At 73.5% G+C, this 20,669-nt stretch carries 1 protein-coding gene; it reads left to right on the top strand.

The window, feature by feature from the left end; translation table 11 throughout:
* Positions 1–13 precede the first annotated feature (13 nt).
* Positions 14–20,665, top strand: a complete 20,652-nt coding sequence (locus DKM19_RS52140; protein ID WP_239513728.1) for a type I polyketide synthase — start codon at positions 14–16, stop codon at positions 20,663–20,665.
* The last annotated feature ends 4 nt before the right edge of the window (positions 20,666–20,669 follow it).

Here is a 20,669-nt window from a genome sequence, read left to right as displayed (position 1 = left end):
AGGCGGTTCCGCCATGACCTCCGCAAGCGAACCCGCCGGGACCGAGGAGAAGTACCTCGCCTACCTCAAGCGGGCGACCACGGACCTGCGTGCCGCCCGCCGCCGGGTGGAGGAGCTGGAGTACCGGGGCAGCGAGCCCCTGGCGATCATCGCGATGAGCTGCCGCTACCCCGGCGGGGTCGACGGCCCCGAGGACCTGTGGCGCCTGGTCGCCTCCGGCTCCGACGCGATCGGCGCTCCTCCGACCGACCGCGGCTGGGACGTCGAGGGTCTCTACGACCATGAGAGCGGCGAACTCGACCGGCAGGCCCGGCTCGAAGGCGGCTTCCTGCACGACGCCGCGAGCTTCGACCCGGACCTGTTCGGGATCAGTCCGCGCGAGGCGCTGGCGATGGACCCGCAGCAGCGGCTGCTGCTGGAGACATCCTGGGAGGCGTTCGAGCGGGCCGGTCTGGATCCCACCGCGGTGGGGTTCCCCCGCACCGGGGTGTTCGCCGGTGTCATGTACCACGACTACGGCTCGCGCCCGCTGGAGTTGCCCGACGGCGTCGCCGGCTACCTGGGGAACGGCAACTCGGGCAGCGTCGCGTCGGGGCGGATCGCCTACACGTTCGGGCTGGAGGGCCCCGCCGTCACGGTCGACACCGCCTGCTCGTCGTCACTGGTCGCCCTGCACCTCGCCGGGCAGGCACTGCGCAACGGCGAGTGCGACCTGGCGCTGGCCGGCGGCGTCACGGTCATGGCCACGCCGACCACGTTTGTCGAGTTCAGCCGGCAGGGCGGCCTCGCCGCCGACGGGCGGTGCAAGTCCTTCGCGGCGGCGGCCGACGGCACCGGCTGGGGCGAGGGCGTCGGCATGCTGCTGGTCGAGCGTCTCTCGGACGCCCAGCGGCTCGGCCACCCGATCCTGGCCGTCGTCCGGGGCTCGGCGGTCAACCAGGACGGCGCCTCCAGCGGGCTGACCGCCCCGAACGGCCCGTCACAGCAGCGGGTGATCCGGGCGGCCCTCGCGTCTGCCGGGCTGTCGCCCGCCGATGTGGACGCGGTGGAGGCGCACGGGACCGGGACGCGGCTCGGTGACCCGATCGAGGCGCAGGCGCTGCTGGCCACGTACGGGCGTGACCGTTCCGGCGAGCCGCTCTGGCTGGGGTCGGTGAAGTCCAACCTGGGCCACACCCAGGCGGCGGCCGGTGTGGCCGGGATCATCAAGATGGTGCAGGCGATGCGGCACGGGCTGCTGCCTGCCACCTTGCATATGGATGCGCCGTCGCCGCAGGTGGACTGGGCCTCCGGGTCGGTGGAACTGCTGGCCGAGGCCCGGCCGTGGCCGGAGATTGATCGGCCGCGGCGGGCGGGCGTGTCTTCGTTTGGGATCAGTGGGACGAATGCGCATGTGATTTTGGAGCAGGCGCCGGCTGTCGTGCCGGTGGTTGGGCCGGTGGGGCCGGTGGTGGGGTTGCCGGTGGTGCCGTTGGTGGTGAGTGCGCGGTCTGTGGGGTCGTTGGAGGCGCAGGTTCAGCGGGTGCGGGCGTTGGGTGCGGCTCCGTTGGATGTCGGTGTGGCGTTGACGGCGCGGGCGGTGCTGGAGCAGCGTGCGGTGCTGCTGGGTGATGCGGTCATTCGGGGGGCGGCGGCCGAGGGTCGTTTGGCGGTGGTGTTCACCGGTCAGGGTTCGCAGCGGGCCGGGATGGGCCGGGAGCTGTATGACGTGTTTCCGGTGTTCGCGGCGGCCTATGACGAGGTCTGCGCGGCTCTGGATCTTCCGCTGCGCGAGTTGGATGCGGCGTTGCTGGATCAGACGGGGTGGGCGCAGCCGGCGATTTTCGCGGTGGAGGTGGCGCTGCTGGCGTTGGTGCGCTCGTGGGGTGTGGTCCCGGAGGTGGTGGCGGGGCATTCGATCGGGGAGATCACCGCCGCGTACGCCGCCGGTGTTTTGAGCTTGGCGGATGCGGCGACGCTGGTCGCGGCGCGGGGCCGGTTGATGCAGGCGCTGCCCTCGGGTGGGGCGATGCTCGCCGTCGGGGCGGCCGAGGTCGATGTCCGGGCGCTCCTGGCCTCCATGGCCGGTGACGAGTTGAACGGCGGTGGTCTCGCCGTCGGCATCGCGGCGGTGAACGGTCCGGCGTCGGTGGTGATGTCCGGGGCTGAGGCCGACATCGAGCAGGTCGAGTTGGCCGGTGGCGACGCGTCGAATGGCGATAGCCCGGTCGTTGATGTCGCGGCGGTGAACGGTCCGGCGTCGGTGGTGGTGTCCGGGGTTGAGGGCGACATCGCGCGGGTCGCCGAGCTGGCGGTGGAGCGGGGTTGGAAGATCTCGCGGTTGCGCACCAGCCATGCGTTCCACTCCCGCCTGATGGAGCCGATGCTCGCGGAGTTCTCCGAGGTTGTCCGTGGGCTCGGTTTCAGTGAGCCGACGATCTCGGCGGTTTCCACGGTGACCGGTGTGGCGGTGGCTTCGGGGCAGTGGACCGACCCGGACTACTGGGTCGAGCAGGTCCGCAAGCCGGTGCGGTTCGCCGACGCCGTGGTCGCTCTGGACGCTGACCGCGTGCTGGAGCTGGGCCCGGACGGTGTGTTGACCGCGATGGTCGGCGCGGTGAGCCCGGACGCGGTCGCGGTGGCCGCGCTGCGCCGGGACCGTGACGAGGTTACGACCCTGCTGACCGCCGTGGCCGAGCTGTTCGTCAGTGGTCAGCAGGTGGAGTGGCGGGCGTTGTTCGACGGCACCGGTGCCCGCCCGGTGGACCTGCCCACCTACCCCTTCCAGCGCCAGCGGTACTGGCTCGACACCGCCACCGACACCGGCGACGTCACCACAGCCGGCCTGTACGCGTCCGACCACCCGCTGCTCGGCGCCGCGATGCTGCTGGCCGACGGCGACGGCGCCCTGCTCACCGGCCGCCTGGCAGCGGGTGCGCCCGGCTGGCTCGCCGACCACCAGGTGTTCGGCACCGTGCTCGTCCCGGGGACCGCGCTGCTCGACCTCGTTCTGGCCGCCGGACGGAGGGTGGGCGCGGGCGGCGTCGAGGAGCTGATCCTCCGCGAGCCGCTGGTGATCCCGCCGCAGGGCGGCGTCCGGCTGCAGATACGGGTCGGGTCGGCGGACGACGCGGAACGCCGCGCGGTCACCGTCTACGCCCAGCCCGAGGACGGCGACGCCGACGACTGGACCACCCACGCCGAGGGCATGCTCGTCCCGGCCATCGAGGCCGACGCCGACCTGAGCCTGGTCGCCTGGCCCCCGAGCGGCGCCGACGAGATGTCGATCGATGGGCTGTACGACGCGTTCGCCGATGCCGGTCTGGCCTACGGGCCGGCGTTCCGGGGACTGCGGCGGGTCTGGCGGGCCGGCGAGGCCGTGTTCGCCGAGGTCGCGGTCGACCAGGTAACCGACGGGTTCGGTGTGCACCCGGCCCTGTTCGACGCGGCGCTGCATGGGATCGGCGCCGGGGACCTGCTTCCGGGCGGGGAAGTACGGCTGCCGTTCGCCTTCACCGGCGTGCGGATCACCGGGGCGGCCACCGGGGAGCTGCGCGTCCGTCTCTCCCGGGGCGACGGCGCCGACACGGTGCGCCTGCTGCTCGCTGACGGGGCCGGGCTTCCGGTCGCAGAGGTGGACGCGCTCCAGCTCCGGCCGGTCACGGCCGCCCAGCTGTCGGGTGGCGTGGCGGACCGCCTGCTGTTCGGCGTTGAATGGGTGCCGCAGGAGGTCGTGCCCGCGGCGGAGAAGCCGGTCGTGATCGCGCTCGGTGATCCGCTGCCGGCCCCCACCCCCGTCGTGCTGGTGGACGCCACCGTGCCGGGCGCGGCCCGCGACCGCACCGCCATCCTGCTCGCTCTGCTGCAAGCCTGGCTCGCCGATCCGGCCTGGGCCGAGTCTCGGCTGGTGGTACGGACCTCCGGGGCGGTGGGCGAGGAGATCACCGATCCGGACGGTGCCGCGCTGTGGGGTCTGGTCCGGTCGGCGCAGTCCGAGCACCCGGAACGGATCCACCTGCTGGACGGTCCCGAGGACGTGTTCTACCCGGTGCCGGAGGCGCTGGTGCGTGACGGCGCGGTCAATGTTCCCCGCCTGGTGCGGCTGCAGAGCCCCGGGACCGCGGAGTTCGGGGACGGCACGGTGGTGGTCACCGGTGCGACCGGCACGCTGGGACGGCTGGTCGCCCGGCACCTGGTGCAGGTCCATGGTGTCCGCCGGTTGCTCTTGCTCTCGCGGTCGGGTGCGACCGCCGACCTTGAGGGCCAACTCGCGCCGGCGGAGGTGCGTTCGGTCGCCTGTGACGTGGCCGACGCCGGCGCGGTCGCCGCAGCCCTGCGGGACGAGCCGGTGACGGCGGTGATCCACGCCGCCGGCGTGCTCGACGACGGCACGCTCGAATCGCTCACCCCCGAGCGCCTGGACACCGTCTTCCGGGCCAAGGTCGACGCCGCACGCAACCTCGTCGCGGCGACGAAGGACCAGCCCCTGACGGCGTTTGTGCTGTATTCGTCGGCGGCGGGTGTGTTCGGTAACGCCGGGCAGGCCAACTACGCCGCCGCCAACGCCTTCCTCGACGCGTACGCCACCCAGCTCCGCGGGCAGGGCGTGCCGGCGACCTCGCTGGCCTGGGGTCTGTGGGATGCGGGCATGGGTGAGACGCTCACCGACGCCGACCGCGACCGGATGCGCCGTGGCGGCGTTCTGCCGCTCACGCCCGCGCAGGGGCTGGCCGCCTTCGACGCCGCTCTCGGCACCGGAACGGCGCTGGTCGCCCCGCTGGTGATCGACACCGCCGCGCTCCGCGAAGCCACCGGTGCGCCGGCGCTGCTGCGCGGGCTGGTCCGCGCCCCCGCCCGTTCGACCGCCGGTACCGCGCTCGGCCGGCGACTGGCCGACCTGCCCGCCGAACAGCGCGTCGCGGCGGTGCTCGGGCTGGTCCGGGCCCAGGTGGCGGACGTGCTCGGCTACGGCCGGGCCGAGGACGTCGACCCCGAGCGGGCCTTCAACGAGCTGGGCTTCGACTCGCTCACCGCGGTCGAGTTGCGCAACCGCCTGGCCGCCGCGACCGGGCTGCGCCTGCCCTCGACGCTGGTCTTCGACTATCCGAACGCCACGGTGCTGGCCGGTCATGTCGGCGCGGAACTGGCCGACGCGGCTCCCGCTGCTCCCACGGCAGCCGCGCCGACGCTTGCCGCCCGTGCCGACGAGCCGATCGCGATCGTCGGCATGGCCTGCCGCTATCCCGGTGGTGTCAGCAGCCCGGAGGAGCTCTGGGATCTGGTCGCGGCCGGCAGGGACGGGATCGTGCCCTTCCCCGAGGACCGGGGCTGGGACCTCGAGGCGCTCTACCATCCAGACTCGGACCACCCCGGCACCTCCTACACCCGGCACGGCGGCTTCCTGCCGGGCGCCGCGGACTTCGACCCCGGCCTGTTCGGGATCTCGCCGCGTGAGGCGCTGGCGATGGATCCGCAGCACCGGTTGCTGCTGGAGTCCTCCTGGGAGGCGTTCGAGCGCGCCGGGATCGATCCCCGGACCCTGCGTGGATCCCGGACCGGTGTGTTCGTGGGCGTCATGTACGGCGACTACGCGAACGTCCTGGAGCAGGCCGAGGCGCAGGTCGAAGGGTTCCTCGGCACCGGCGGCAGCATCGCGTCCGGGCGGGTGTCCTACACGTTCGGTCTTGAGGGGCCGGCGGTGACGGTGGACACGGCGTGTTCGTCGTCGCTGGTGGCGCTGCACCTGGCCGTGCAGGCGCTGCGTAACGGGGAGTGCGAGTCGGCGCTGGCCGGCGGTGTGACGGTGATGGCGACCCCGGGGACGTTTGTCGGGTTCTCCCGCCAGCGCGGGTTGGCGGCTGATGGTCGGTGTAAGTCCTTCGCCGAGGGTGCGGACGGCACCGGCTGGGGTGAGGGTGTCGGCATGCTGCTGGTCGAGCGGCTTTCGGACGCTCAGCGGCTGGGCCATCCGGTCCTGGCGGTGGTGCGGGGTAGCGCGGTGAACCAGGACGGTGCGTCGAATGGGTTGACCGCGCCGAACGGCCCGTCGCAGCAGCGGGTGATTCGTCAGGCTCTGGCCAGCGCCGGTCTGACGTCGCAGGACGTGGACGCCGTGGAGGCGCACGGCACCGGCACCTCGCTCGGAGACCCGATCGAGGCGCAGGCGCTGCTGGCGACCTACGGGCGTGACCGCTCCGGCGAGCCGCTCTGGCTGGGTTCGGTGAAGTCCAACCTCGGTCACACCCAGGCTGCGGCGGGTGTCGCCGGGATCATCAAGATGGTGCAGGCGATGCGGCACGGCATGTTGCCCAAGACGCTGCACGTGGACGCGCCGACCTCGCAGGTGGACTGGTCGGCCGGCTCGGTGGAGTTGCTGGCCGAAGCCCGTGACTGGCCGGTGACCGGTCGGCCGCGGCGTGCGGCGGTGTCCTCGTTCGGGATCAGCGGCACCAACGCCCACATCATCCTCGAAGCCGTACCGGTCACCGCACTGGAAGAGGCACCGCCACCGGCCGTATCGGTCACCGCGCCGAAGGAAGTATCGCCATCGGCGCTGCCGGCCGTACCGGTGGTCCTCACCGCCGCGACCGAGCGGGCCCTCGCCGGGCAGGCCGAGCGGCTCCACAGGTACCTGCTGGCCCACCCGGACGCCTCGGTGTCCGACGTCGCCTGGACGCTTGTCCACCGGACGCCGTTGCCTCGGCGCTCGGTGGTTCTGGCCGCCGATCGCGACCAGCTGCTCACCGCGCTCGGTGCTTCACCGCCGGCGGCAGAGGTCCGGCCTGGATCTCTGGCGGTGGTGTTCACCGGTCAGGGCTCGCAGCGGGCCGGCATGGGCCGCGAGCTGTATGACGCGTTCCCGGTGTTCGCGGCGGCCTATGACGAGGTATGCGCGGCTCTGGATCTTCCGCTGCGCGAGCTGGACGCGGCGTTGCTGGACCAGACCGGCTGGGCACAACCGGCGATCTTCGCGCTGGAGGTGGCGCTGCTGGCACTCGTCCGCTCCTGGGGCGTGGAGCCGGACGCCGTTGCCGGGCACTCGATCGGTGAGATCACCGCCGCGTACGCCGCCGGTGTTTTGAGCTTGGCGGATGCGGCGACGCTGGTCGCGGCGCGGGGCCGGTTGATGCAGGCGCTGCCCTCCGGTGGAGCGATGCTCGCCGTTGGAGCGGCGGAGGCGGATGTCCGGGCGCTCCTGGCCTCCATGGCCGGTGACGCGTCGAACGGCGAGGACTTGGCCGTTGACGTCGCGGCGGTGAACGGTCCGGCGTCGGTGGTGGTGTCCGGGGCTGAGGCGGACATTGAGCGAGTCATCGAGCTGGCCGGTGGCGACGCGTCGAATGGCGATAGCCCGGTCGTTGATGTCGCGGCGGTGAACGGTCCGGCCTCGGTGGTGGTGTCCGGGGCTGAGGCCGACATCACGCGGGTCGCCGAGCTGGCGGCGGAGCGGGGTTGGAAGACCTCGCGGCTGCGCACCAGCCATGCGTTCCATTCGCGCCTGATGGAGCCGATGCTGACCGAGTTCGCCGAGGTTGTTCGTGGTCTGAGTTTCGCTGAGCCCAGGCTGGCGGCGGTTTCCACGGTGACCGGCGCGACGGTGGAACCGGGGCAGTGGACCGACCCGGACTACTGGGTCGAGCAGGTCCGCAAGCCGGTCCGGTTCGCCGACGCCGCTCGGGCGCTGGACGCTGCCGCCGTGCTCGAACTCGGGCCGGACGGTGTCCTCACCGCGCTCGTCCGGGACGCGAACCCGGACGCGACGGCGGTGGCCGCGCTGCGCCGGGACCGGCACGAGGCCACGACCCTGCTCACCGCGCTCGCCGAACTGCACTCGACCAGCCTCACGGTCAACTGGAAGGCTGTGCTCGGCGGCGGCGAACGCCTCGACCTGCCGAGCTATGCCTTCGACCACCAGCGCTTCTGGCCACGTCGCCGGACCCTGCACGACGCCGACGCCGTCGGCCTCGGTCTGACCGAGACCGGCCATCCGCTGCTCGGCGCGGCGATCGCGCTCCCGGACGCGCCGGAGAGCGTGCTCACCGGCCGGCTGTCGGTCGCCACCCACCCGTGGCTGGCCGACCATACGGTCTTCGGCACCACGGTCGTCCCCGGCACCGCCCTGGTCGAGATGGCGCTCGCCGGTGGTGTACGGATCGGGGCACCGGTCCTCGATGAGCTGCTGCTCCAGGCGCCGATGACGTTGCCGGCGTCCGGCGGCGCGCAGATCCGGACCACGATCGGCGCACCGGACGGCGACGGACGGCATCAGGTCGCCATCCATGCCCGGACCGACGACGAGACCCCCTGGACGCTGCACGCGACCGGTGTTCTCTCCCCGGAGGACACCACCGCCGCGGCGGACGCCGACCTGATCGTGTGGCCGCCGGCCGGCGCGGAGGAGCTCGGTCTGGACGGCCTGTACGAGGCGTTCGCGGACGCGGGCCTGTCCTACGGACCGGCGTTCCAGGGTCTGCGGCGGGCCTGGCGAGTCGCCGGGGCCGTGTTCGCCGAGGTGACGAGCGCTGAGCCGGCCGACGGGTTCGGCCTGCACCCGGCCTTGTTCGACGCCGCGCTGCACGCGCTCGGGGTGGGTGGTCTGCTGCCGGCGGCCGACGGCGCGCAGCTGCCCTTCGCGTTCTCGGGTGTACGCGTGGTGGGCGTGGCCACCGGTACGCTGCGGATCCGGCTCACGGCCGGGAGCTCCGCCGACTCGGTGCGGCTGCTGCTCGCCGACGAGACGGGCCTGCCGGTCGCCCGGGTCGATGGACTGACGCTGCGCCCGATCTCGGCCGGGCAGCTCTCTCGTGCCGCGGATGGCCTGCTGTTCGGGCTGGACTGGGTGGTGCAGGAGGTCGCGCCGACCGCCGAAGCCTCAATCTCGCTCGTACTCGGCGATCCGTTGCCGGTCCCGGTTCCCGTGGTGCCGGTGAATTCGACGGCCCCGGTCTCCGCGACGTCAGTAAACGAAACGGCCCCGGCCTCCGTGGTGCTGGTGAACGCGACGGCCTCGGGTGGTGCTCTCGATCGGGCGACCGCCGTGCTGTCGCTGTTGCAGACCTGGCTCGCCGACCCTGCCTGGGCTGATGCCCGGCTGGTCGTACGTACGTACGGCGCGGTCGGCGAGGACGTCACCGACCCCGACGGGGCGGCGCTGTGGGGCCTGGTGCGGTCGGCGCAGTCGGAGCATCCGGACCGGATCCACCTGCTGGACGCCGCCGAGGACGCGTTCCACCCGGTGCCGCAGGCGGTGGTGCGTGGCGGCGTGGTGCGGGTGCCGCGCCTGACTCGGCTTCAGGCGTCCGGTGCGGTGGAGTTCGGGGATGGGGCGGTGGTGGTCACCGGCGCGACGGGCACGCTGGGACGGCTGGTCGCCCGGCACCTGGTGCAGGCCCATGGCGTCCGCCGGTTGCTCTTGCTCTCGCGGTCGGGTGCGACCGCCGACCTCGAAGGCCAACTCGCGCCGGCGGAGGTGCGTTCGGTCGCCTGCGACGTGTCCGATGCCGTCGCGGTCACCGCGGCGTTGCGGGACGAGTCCGTGAGCGCTGTGATCCACGCCGCCGGCGTGCTCGACGACGCCTTGCTGGCCGACCTGACCCCTGAGCGACTGCGGACGGTGTTCCGGGCCAAGGTCGACGCCGCTCGCAACCTCGTCGCGGCGACGAAGGACCAGCCTCTGACGGCGTTTGTGTTGTATTCGTCGGCGGCGGGGCTGTTCGGCAATGCCGGGCAGGCCAACTACGCGGCGGCGAACGCGTTCCTGGATGCCTACGCCACGCAGTTGCACGCGCAGGGCATTCCGGCGACGTCGCTGGCCTGGGGTCTGTGGGACGCCGGCATGGGCGAGACGCTCACCGACGCCGACCGCGACCGGATGCGCCGCGGCGGCGTCCTGCAGCTCACCGCCGAGCAGGGGCTGGCCGCGTTCGACACCGCGCTCGCCAGCGGACGGCCGCTCGTCGCGGCGATGGGCGTGGACACCGCGGCGCTCCGTACCGCCGACTTCGTGCCGCCACTGCTGGCCGGCCTGGTCCCCCGCCGTACCGCGGTCGCGCAGGGCAGCCCGCTGGCCCAGCGGCTGGCCGCGCTCCCCGAGCACGAGCGGGCGCGGGCGGTGCTGGCGCTGGTCAGCGCTCAGGTCACCGCCGTGCTCGGGTACGCGTCACCGGACCAGCTCGATCCCGACCGCGCGTTCGGCGAGCTGGGTTTTGACTCGCTGACCGCGGTTGAGCTGCGCAACCGGCTGGCCGCCGCGACCGGTCTGCGGCTGCCGTCCACGCTGGTCTTCGACTATCCGAACGCCACACTGCTGGCTGCTTTCCTCGGCGAGCGGCTCTCCAGCACGCACGGGCCGGCCGTCACGCTCACCCACCGCACCCGTGTGGACGACGACCCGGTCGCGATCGTCGGTATGGCCTGTCGCTATCCGGGTGGTGTCAGCAGTCCGGATGAGCTGTGGGATCTGGTCGCGGCCGGTCGGGACGGTGTCGGGTTCTTCCCCGAGGACCGGGGCTGGGACCTGGAGAACCTGTATCACCCGGATCCGGATCACCCCGGTACGACCTACTCTCGGGAGGGTGGCTTCCTCCGGGACGCCGCCGACTTCGACCCCGGTCTGTTCGGGATCTCGCCGCGTGAGGCGCTGGCGATGGACCCGCAGCAGCGGCTGCTGCTGGAGACGTCCTGGGAGGCGTTCGAGCGCGCCGGGATCGACCCGCTGGGGCTGCGCGGCCGGCGGATCGGCGTGTTCGCCGGACTGATGTACCACGACTACGGCTCGCAGACCGCCGAGGTGCCGCCCGGCGTCGAAGGCTTCCTCAGCACGGGCAGCTCCGGCAGCGTCGCCTCCGGGCGGGTGTCCTACACCTTCGGTCTTGAGGGGCCGGCGGTGACGGTGGACACGGCGTGTTCGTCGTCGCTGGTGGCGCTGCACCTGGCCATCCAGGCGCTGCGCAACGGGGAGTGCGACGCCGCGCTGGCCGGTGGGGTCACCGTGATGGCGACGCCGAACACGTTCATCGGGTTCTCCCGCCAGCGCGGTCTGGCCGCCGATGGCCGGTGCAAGTCCTTCGCCGAGGGCGCGGACGGCACCGGTTGGGGTGAGGGTGTCGGCATGCTGCTGGTCGAACGGCTCTCGGACGCCCAGCGGCTGGGTCACCCGGTCCTGGCCGTGGTGCGGGGCTCGGCGGTCAACCAGGACGGCGCCTCCAATGGTCTGACCGCGCCGAATGGTCCGTCGCAGCAGCGGGTGATTCGTCAGGCGTTGGAGTCTGCCGGTCTGACGTCGCAGGATGTGGATGTCGTGGAGGCGCACGGCACCGGTACCTCGCTCGGGGATCCGATCGAGGCGCAGGCGTTGCTGGCGACCTATGGTCAGGATCGGGAGACGCCGCTCTGGCTGGGGTCGGTGAAGTCCAACCTCGGCCACACCCAGGCTGCCGCCGGTGTGGCCGGGATCATCAAGATGGTGCAGGCCATGCGGCACGGCACGATGCCGGCCACGCTGCACGTGGGCACGCCCACCTCCGAGGTGGACTGGTCGGCCGGGTCGGTCGAGTTGCTGACCGAGGCCCGGGCCTGGCCGGAGGTCGACCGGCCGCGGCGGGCGGCGGTGTCCTCGTTCGGGATCAGCGGCACCAACGCCCACGTCATCCTCGAAGCCCCGGCGGACGAGCCGGTTCCGGCGCCCGTCGCTGAGCTGCCGACCGTCCCCGTGGTGCTCACCGCCGCGGAGCCGGACGCGCTGCGGGAGGCCGCCGAGCGGCTCCAGCGGGGCCTTCCGGCCGACGCGTCCCTGGACCAGGTCGGCCGGGCCCTGGCGACCCGTGCGCGCCTGCGGCACCGGGCAGTCCTCCTTGCGAGCAACCGCACCGATCTGGACGCCGGGCTGGCGGCGGTGGCCGCCGGGGCCCATCCGCAGGTCGGCGTGGCCGGGCACGGTCGCCTGGCGGTGGTGTTCACCGGTCAGGGGTCGCAGCGGGCCGGCATGGGCCGCGAGCTGTATGCGGCCTTCCCGGTGTTCGCGGCGGCCTATGACGAGGTCTGCGCGGCTCTGGATCTTCCGCTGCATGAGCTGGACGCGGCGTTGCTGGACCAGACCGGCTGGGCACAGCCGGCGATCTTCGCGGTGGAGGTGGCGCTGCTGGCGCTCGTGCGGTCCTGGGGTGTGGAGCCGGACGCCGTCGCCGGGCACTCGATCGGTGAGATCACCGCCGCGTACGCCGCCGGGGTTCTCACCCTGGCGGACGCCGCCACGCTGGTCGCGGCCCGGGGCCGGTTGATGCAGGCCCTGCCGGTCGGCGGCGCGATGCTGGCGATCGGCGCCCCCGAGACCGACGTTCGCGTGCTGCTGACCGGTCAGCCCGAGGTCGCGGAGACAGACGGCGGCCTCGCGGTCGACGTCGCGGCGGTGAACGGTCCGGACGCGGTCGTCGTCTCCGGCGTCGAGGCCGACGTCGAGCGGATGGCGGCGCTGGCGGGCGACCGCGGCTGGAAGACGAGCCGGCTCCGGACGAGTCACGCATTCCATTCGCGGTTGATGGAGCCGATGCTGGCGGAGTTCCGCGCCGTGGTGAAGACCCTGACGTTCGCCGAACCGAATCTGGCCGCGGTCTCCACGGTGACCGGCCTGGCAGTGGCGCCGGGGGAGTGGACCGACCCGGAGTACTGGGTCGAGCAGGTCCGCGAGCCCGTCCGGTTCGCCGACGCCGCGGCTGCTCTGGGCACCGACCGGGTGCTGGAGCTGGGCCCGGACGGCGTGCTCACCGCGCTGGTCGGTGCGGCGAGCCCGGACGCGGTCGCCGTGGCCGCGCTGCGCCGGGACCGGGACGAGGTCATGACGCTGCTCACCGCCGTGGCCGAGCTGTTCGTCCACGGGCAGCGCATCGAGTGGCGTGCGGTGCTCGGTGACGGCGCCCGCGCCGAACTGCCCACCTACCCGTTCCAGCACCAGCGCTACTGGCTGGAACCGACGCCGCCGACCGGCGACGTGACCACCGCGGGCCTCGACGCCTCGGACCACCCACTGCTCGCGGCCGCGGTCGAACTCCCCGACTCCGGCGCGCTGCTGTTCACCGGAACCCTCGCCGCAGGAAGCCAGCCCTGGCTCGCCGACCACACCGTCCACGGCCACACGATCGTGCCGGGCACCGCGCTGGTCGAGCTGGCCCTGGCGGCGGGCGCTCGGGCCGGCACCCCGGCGGTGGACGAGTTGGTCCTGCGGGACCCGCTGACGCTGCCCGCCGGGGTGTCCGTCCGGCTGCGAGTCCTGGTCGCCGCGCCCGACGACGACGGCCGGCGCGCGCTGACCATCTACTCCCGCCCCGACGACGAGCCCGCCGCCTGGACCACCCACGCCACCGGCCTGCTCACCGTCGGGTCCGAGTCCGGCGACGACGGTACGGACCTGGTCGTCTGGCCGCCGGCCGGCGCGGAGGAGCTCAGCCTGGACGGGCTGTACGAGGCGTTCGCGGACGCGGGCCTGGGCTACGGGCCGGCATTCCGCGGCCTGCGACGGGCCTGGCGGCGCGGCGAGACGGTGTTCGCCGAGGTCACGACGGGTGAGGCGGTCGACGGGTACGGCCTGCACCCGGCGCTATTCGACGCGGCGTTGCACGCGATCGGCGTCGGCGGACTGCTCGCGGCCGACGGCGCCCAACTGCCGTTCGCCTTCTCCGGCGTCCGGTGGGAGCGGCCGGCGGGTGCGGCGCTGCGGGTGCGGCTGACGGCCGGCCCGACCGCGGGTACGGTACGGCTCGCGCTGGCCGACGCTTCCGGGTTTCCGGTGGCCGAGATCGACAATCTGGCCCTTCGCCCCGTGGCGGCAGGCCGGCTGGCGAACACCGCGGACCGGTTCCTGTTCGGTGTGAATTGGGTGCCGCAGGAGGTCGTGCCCGCGACGGAAGAGCCGGTCGTGATCACGTTGGGTGATCCGTTGCCGGTCGTGTCCGTTGCGGTGTTGGTGGTGGATGCCACGGTGCCGGGGGCCGCTCGGGATCGGGCTGCCGCGCTGCTGACTCTGCTTCAGGCCTGGCTGGCCGGTCCGGCGTGGGCGGACTCGCGGCTGGTGGTGCGCACGCATGGTGCGGTGGGTGAGGAGGTCACCGACCCGGACGGGGCGGCGCTGTGGGGTCTGGTGCGGTCGGCGCAGTCGGAGCATCCGGAGCGGATCCACCTGCTGGACGGTCCCGAGGACGCGTTCTATCCGGTGCCGGAGGCGCTGGTGCGTGATGGTGTGGTGCGGGTGCCGCGTCTGGCGCGGTTGAAGGCGTCCGGTGTGGTGGAGTTCGGTGACGGGGCCGTGGTGGTGACCGGCGCGACCGGCACGCTGGGTGGTCTCCTGGTCCGGCATCTGGTGCAGGTCCACGGCGTCCGGAACCTGGTGCTGTTGTCCCGATCGGGCCGGAGCGTGGAGGTTGATGGGGCGCAGGTGCGTTCGGTCGCCTGTGACGTGGCCGACGCCGGCGCGGTCACCGAAGCCCTGCGGGGCGAGTCGGTGAGCGCGGTGATCCATGCCGCCGGGGTGCTGGACGACGGCATGATCGAATCGTTGACGCCTGAGCGCCTGGACACGGTGTTCCGAGCCAAGATCGATGCCGTTCGCGCTCTGCGCGCGGCCACGGCCGATCAGCCTCTGACGGCGTTTGTGCTGTATTCGTCGGTGGCGGGGCTGTTCGGCAACGCCGGGCAGGCCAACTACGCCGCCGCCAACGCCTTCCTCGACGCGTACGCCACCCAGCTCCGCGGGCAGGGCGTTCCGGCGACGTCGCTGGCCTGGGGCCTGTGGGACGCCGGCATGGGTGAGACGCTCACCGACGCCGACCGCGACCGGATGCGCCGTGGTGGTGTACTGCCGCTCACCGCCGAGCAGGGGCTGGCCGCCTTCGACGCCGCTCTCGGCACCGGAACGGCGCTGGTCGCCCCGCTGGTGATCGACATCACCGCACTGCGCAACGCGACCACCGTCCCGCCGCTCCTGCGGGGCCTCGCACCCGCCTCCGCAGGAGCCCGGGCCACGAACGCGCTCGGGCGGCGGCTGGCGGCGTTGCCCCAGGCCGAACGCGACCACGCCGTGCTCGGCCTGGTCCGGACGCAGGTCGCCGAGGTGCTCGGGTACCGCTCCGCCGACCGGGTGGCGGCCGGGCGGGCCTTCACCGAGCTGGGCTTCGACTCGCTCACGGCGGTTGAGCTGCGCAACCGGCTGGCCGCCGCGACCGGGCTGCGGCTGCCGTCCACGCTGGTCTTCGACTACCCGACGGTGGCGGCCCTGGCCGCCTTCGTCGCCGGGGAACTCGCCGGCCGGGACGCCGCCACCGCGGTCGTCACCGCCACGGTCGACCCCGACGAGCCGATCGCGATCGTCGGCATGGCCTGTCGCTTCCCTGGTGGTGTCAGCAGCCCGGAGGAGCTCTGGGAGCTGGTCGCGGGCGGCCGGGACGGGATCGTGCCCTTCCCCGAGGACCGGGGCTGGGACCTGGAGAACCTGTACCACCCCGACCCGGACCACCCCGGCACCTCGTATGCCCGCGAAGGCGGCTTCCTGCGCGACGCCGCGGACTTCGACCCCGGCCTGTTCGGGATCTCGCCGCGTGAGGCGCTGGCGATGGACCCGCAGCACCGGTTGCTGCTGGAGACGTCCTGGGAGGCTTTCGAGCGCGCCGGGATCGACCCGCTGGGGCTGCACGGCCGGCGGATCGGCGTGTTCGCCGGTGTGATGTACAACGACTACGGACTGGTGCTCGACCAGTCCAATGACAACGCCGAGGGTTTCCTCGGCACGAGTGGCAGCGTCGCCTCCGGGCGGGTGTCCTACACGTTCGGTCTTGAGGGGCCGGCGGTCACGGTGGACACGGCGTGTTCGTCGTCATTGGTGGCGCTGCACCTGGCCATTCAGGCGCTGCGTAACGGGGAGTGCGAGTCGGCGCTGGCCGGCGGTGTGACGGTGATGGCGACCCCGGGGACGTTTGTCGGGTTCTCCCGCCAGCGCGGGTTGGCGGCTGATGGTCGGTGCAAGTCCTTCGCCGAGGGTGCGGACGGCACCGGTTGGGGTGAGGGCGTCGGCATGCTGCTGGTCGAGCGGCTCTCGGACGCCCAGCGGCTCGGTCACCCGATTCTCGCCGTGGTAAAGGGCTCGGCGGTGAACCAGGACGGGGCGTCCAACGGGTTGACCGCGCCGAACGGTCCGTCGCAGCAGCGCGTGATCCGCCAGGCGTTGGAGTCTGCCGGTCTGACGTCGCAGGACGTGGACGCCGTGGAGGCGCACGGCACCGGTACCTCGCTCGGAGACCCGATCGAGGCCCAGGCGCTGCTGGCCACGTACGGGCGTGACCGCTCCGGCGAGCCGCTCTGGCTGGGTTCGGTGAAGTCCAACCTCGGTCACACCCAGGCTGCGGCGGGCGTGGCGGGGATCATCAAGATGGTGCAGGCGATGCGCCATGGCATGTTGCCCAAGACGCTGCACGTGGACGCGCCCACTTCGCAGGTGGACTGGTCGGCCGGGTCGGTGGAGTTGCTGGCCGAAGCCCGTGACTGGCCGGTGACCGGTCGGCCGCGTCGGGCGGCGGTGTCCTCGTTCGGGATCAGCGGTACCAACGCCCACGTCATTCTCGAAGCCCCGGCGGACGAGCCGAAGGCCCCGGCGGAAGCGCCGTCTCTGCCGGTGACCCCGGTCGTGCTCGCGGCGGCCGACCAGGACGCTCTGCGCATGCTGGCAGGCCGGCTCGCCGAACGGTGCGACCTGCCGCTGGGCCGGCTCGCGGCCGCCCTGTCCACCCGGGCGGCGCTGCCGCAGCGCGCGGTGTTCCTGGCCGAGGACCGCGCCGCGCTGCAGGAGTCGCTGAGCGCGTTCACCGATCGGGCCATCACCGGGACGGCCGTCGAAGGACGTCTGGCGGTGGTGTTCACCGGGCAGGGCACGCAGCGGGCCGGTATGGGCCGCGAGCTGTACGACGCGTTCCCGGTGTTCGCCGCCGCCTTCGACGAGGCGTGTGCGGCCACCGGCCTGCCGTTGCGTGAGGTGGTGGCGGACGAGGAGCGCCTCCACCAGACCGGGTGGGCGCAGCCGGCCATCTTCGCGCTGGAGGTGGCGCTGCTGGCGCTCGTCCGCTCCTGGGGGCTGATCCCGGAGGTCGTGGCGGGGCACTCGATCGGTGAGATCACCGCCGCGTACGCTTCCGGTGTCCTGACCTTGGCCGACGCGGCGACGCTGGTCACCGCGCGCGGGCGGTTGATGCAGGCCCTGCCGGTCGGCGGCGCGATGCTGGCGATCGGCGCTTCCGAGACCGAGGTGCGCGCGCTGCTGACCGACCGGCCCGAGACTGCGGGGGCCGACGGTGGCCTCGCGGCGGTGAACGCGCCGGACGCGGTGGTGGTGGCCGACGGCGGGTCGAACGGCGGCGGCTTGGCCGTTGATGTCGCGGCGGTGAACGGTCCGGCGTCGGTGGTGGTGTCCGGGGCTGAGGACGACATCGAGCGGATCGCCGAGCTGGCGGTGGAGCGGGGCTGGAAGACGAACCGGTTGCGGACCAGTCACGCGTTCCACTCCCGGTTGATGGAGCCGATGCTGGCCGAGTTCCGCGCGATCGTGGAGACGCTGAGCTTCGCCGAGCCGGTGATCCCGGCCGTGTCCACGGTGACCGGCCGACCCGTCGAGCCCGGTCAGTGGACCGACCCCGGCTACTGGGTGGAGCAGGTCCGCCGGCCCGTGCGGTTCGCCGACGCGGTCACGGCCCTCGACGCCGGCCGGGTGCTCGAACTCGGCCCGGACGGCGTGCTCACCGCGCTCGTCGGCCACGTCGACCCGGAACTCACCGCGGTCGCCGCGCTCCGCCGGGACCGGCCCGAGCCGCACACGCTGCTCCGGGCGGTCGCCAAGCTGTTCGTCCACGGCCAGCCCGTCGACTGGACCGCGCTGGTCGGCCGGGCCGCCGCGGACCTGCCGACCTACCCGTTCCAGCGCCGGCGGTTCTGGCCCCGGCCCCGGACCGGCGTCAGCGGGGACGTCACCGGGCTCGGCCTGACCGGCACCGGCCACCCGATCCTCGGCGCGACGGCCGAGGTTCCCGGCTCCGGCGTGATGCTGTTCACCGGCTCGCTGTCCGCGGCGGCCCACCCCTGGGCGGTCGACCACGCCGTCCACGGTCGTACGGTCGTGCCGGGCGCCGCGCTGGTCGAGATGGCCCTGGCGGCCGGCTCCCAGGTGGGCGTCCCGATGCTGGAAGAGCTGCTGCTGCAGGCCCCGCTCGTCCTGCCGGACCGGGAGACCGTGCAGGTCCGACTCACGGTCGGCGCACCGGACGACGCGAACCGCCGGCCGGTGAGCGTCCACTCCCGAACCGGAGCCGAGACGCCCTGGACCGAACACGCCACCGGCCTGCTGTCCACCGGCACCGGCGCCGAACCGGCCGCAGTCACCGTCCCCGCCGGAGCCGAGGAGCTCGACCTCGCCGGCTTCTATCCGGCGATGGACGCCGCGGGCCTGGGGTACGGACCGGCGTTCCAAGGCCTGCGCCGGGCCTGGCGCGCCGGGAACGACGTGTTCGCCGAGGTCGAGGTCGCCGAACCGCCCGGCGGTTTCGCACTCCACCCGGCGCTGCTGGACAGCGTGCTACACGCCATCGCCGCAGGTGGGCTGCTCACCGGCGCGGACGTCCACCTGCCGTTCGCGTTCTCCGGTGTCCAGCTGGTGGCCGGCGGCGCGACCGCGCTGCTGGTCCGGCTCACCCCGAACGGGCCCGGCGGCGTGCGCCTGGCGATCGCGGACGCCACCGGGCTGCCGGTGGCCCAGGTCGAACGGGTCACGCTGCGGCCGGTCGCCGCGGGCCAGGCCACCGACACGGCCGGGCTCTACACGGTGGACTGGCGGCCTTCCCCCGCGACGGTCACCGTCGGGGAAACGGCCGGGTGGCATCACCTGCCGTTCGGCGAACCGCTGCCGACCCTGCCCAGCGTGCCTCCGGTCGTCCTGCTCGACGCCACCGCACCGTCGCCGGCCGGCCCGGCCGCGGTCAGGCAGGCGCTCGTGGCCGCCCTCGGCACGCTCCAGGCGTGGGTCACCGACCCGGCCTGGGCCGACAGCCACCTGGTGGTGCTGACCTCGGGAGCGGTGGCCACGAGCCCGGCTGACACCATGCCCGGGCTGACCCACGCCGCGCTCTGGGGCCTGGTCCGGGCCGCCCAGACCGAGAACCCCGGCCGGTTCACGCTGATCGACGTCGACGCCGAGGGCCGCACGCTCATCCCGGGCGTCGTCGAGGCCGGGCTCGCGCAGGCGGCGATCCGCGCCGGCGCCGTCCTGGTGCCGCGCCTGGTCGCCGTGCCGGTCCTGTCGGCCGTACCGGACCTGCCGACCGCGTCCGGCCTCGGTGACGGGACGGTCGTGCTCACCGGTGCCACCGGAGCGCTCGGCACCGCCCTGGCCCGGCACCTGGTCGCCACCCACGGGGTGAAGGACCTGCTGCTGGTCAGCCGGCGCGGCCTTGACGCACCCGGCGCCGCGGCCCTGGTCGGCGAGCTGGTCGACGCCGGCGCCGAGGTCCGGCTGGAGGCGTGCGACCTGGCCGACCCGGCCGCCGTCCAGCGTCTGATCGGCCCGGTCGAGGTCGGCGCGGTGCTGCACGCCGCCGGCAGTACGGACGACGCGATGCTCACCTCGTTGACACCCGACCGGCTCGCGTCCGTCCTGGCCGCCAAGGTGGACGCCGCGGTCAACCTGCGCGCGGCCACCGCCGACCGGCCACTCAGCGCGTTCGTGCTGTTCTCCTCGGTCGCCGGCCTGCTCGGCAGCGCCGGACAGGCCAACTACGCCGCGGCCAACACGTTCCTGGACGCCTACGCCGCGCGGCTGCGGGCCGAGGGGGTCCCGGCCACCTCGCTGGCGTGGGGGCTGTGGGAGACCGGCCTCGGCAGCGCCCTGACGGAAACCGACCGCGACCGGCTCCGCAGCGGCGGGATCGTGCCGCTGGCCACCGGCGACGCGCTCGCCCTCTTCGACGCCGCCCTCGGCGTCGACGTCGCCCTGGTCGCCCCGATCGGTCTCGACCTGCCCGCGCTCCGTCCGGCGGCCGCCGCCGGCCTGCTCCCGGAGCTGCTCACCGGCCTGGCGCCGACGCCGGTCCGCCCGGCGGCCCGACCGGCCGCCGCCGGCGGCCGGGACCGCGCGCTGACCAGGCAGCTGGCCGCGCTGACCGACGCCGAGCAGACCCGCACGCTGCTCGGGCTGGTCCGCACGCACGCGGTCGCGGTGCTCGGCCACGCCAACCAGGCCGAGATCGGCGACTCCCGTACCTTCGGCGAGCTGGGCTTCGACTCGCTCACCGCGGTCGAGTTCCGCAACCGCCTGGCCGCCGACACCGGCCTGCGGCTCGCGCCGACGCTGATCTTCGACCACCCGACGCCGCTGGCGCTGGCCGATGCCCTCCGCGACCGGCTCGCCCCCGAGGCGATCGAGGACGACGAGGCGCTCCTGGCCGAGCTGGCCCGGCTGGAAGCCAGCCTGGCGACGAGCACCCCGACCGAAGCGACCCGGACCACGGTCGCGCTCCAGCTGGGGGCGCTGCTCGCCAAGTGGACGAGCACCGCCGGGCCGACCGGCGACGCTCCCGAGGATGCCCCGGACACCGATGCCGACATCGCCGCCGCCGACGATGACGAGCTGTTCAGCCTGCTTGACAACGAACTCGGCGCGAACTGACCCA

The sequence above is a fragment of the Streptosporangium sp. 'caverna' genome (assembly GCF_003203775.1).
Taxonomy (GTDB): domain Bacteria; phylum Actinomycetota; class Actinomycetes; order Streptosporangiales; family Streptosporangiaceae; genus Streptosporangium; species Streptosporangium subroseum.
This window is presented reverse-complemented; position numbering and strand designations above follow the sequence as displayed.

Bases quoted from the DNA above. Each gene is read 5' to 3' on its own strand.
- DKM19_RS52140 (WP_239513728.1), top strand. From the start codon at position 14: ATGACCTCCGCAAGCGAACCCGCCGGGACCGAGGAGAAGTACCTCGCC.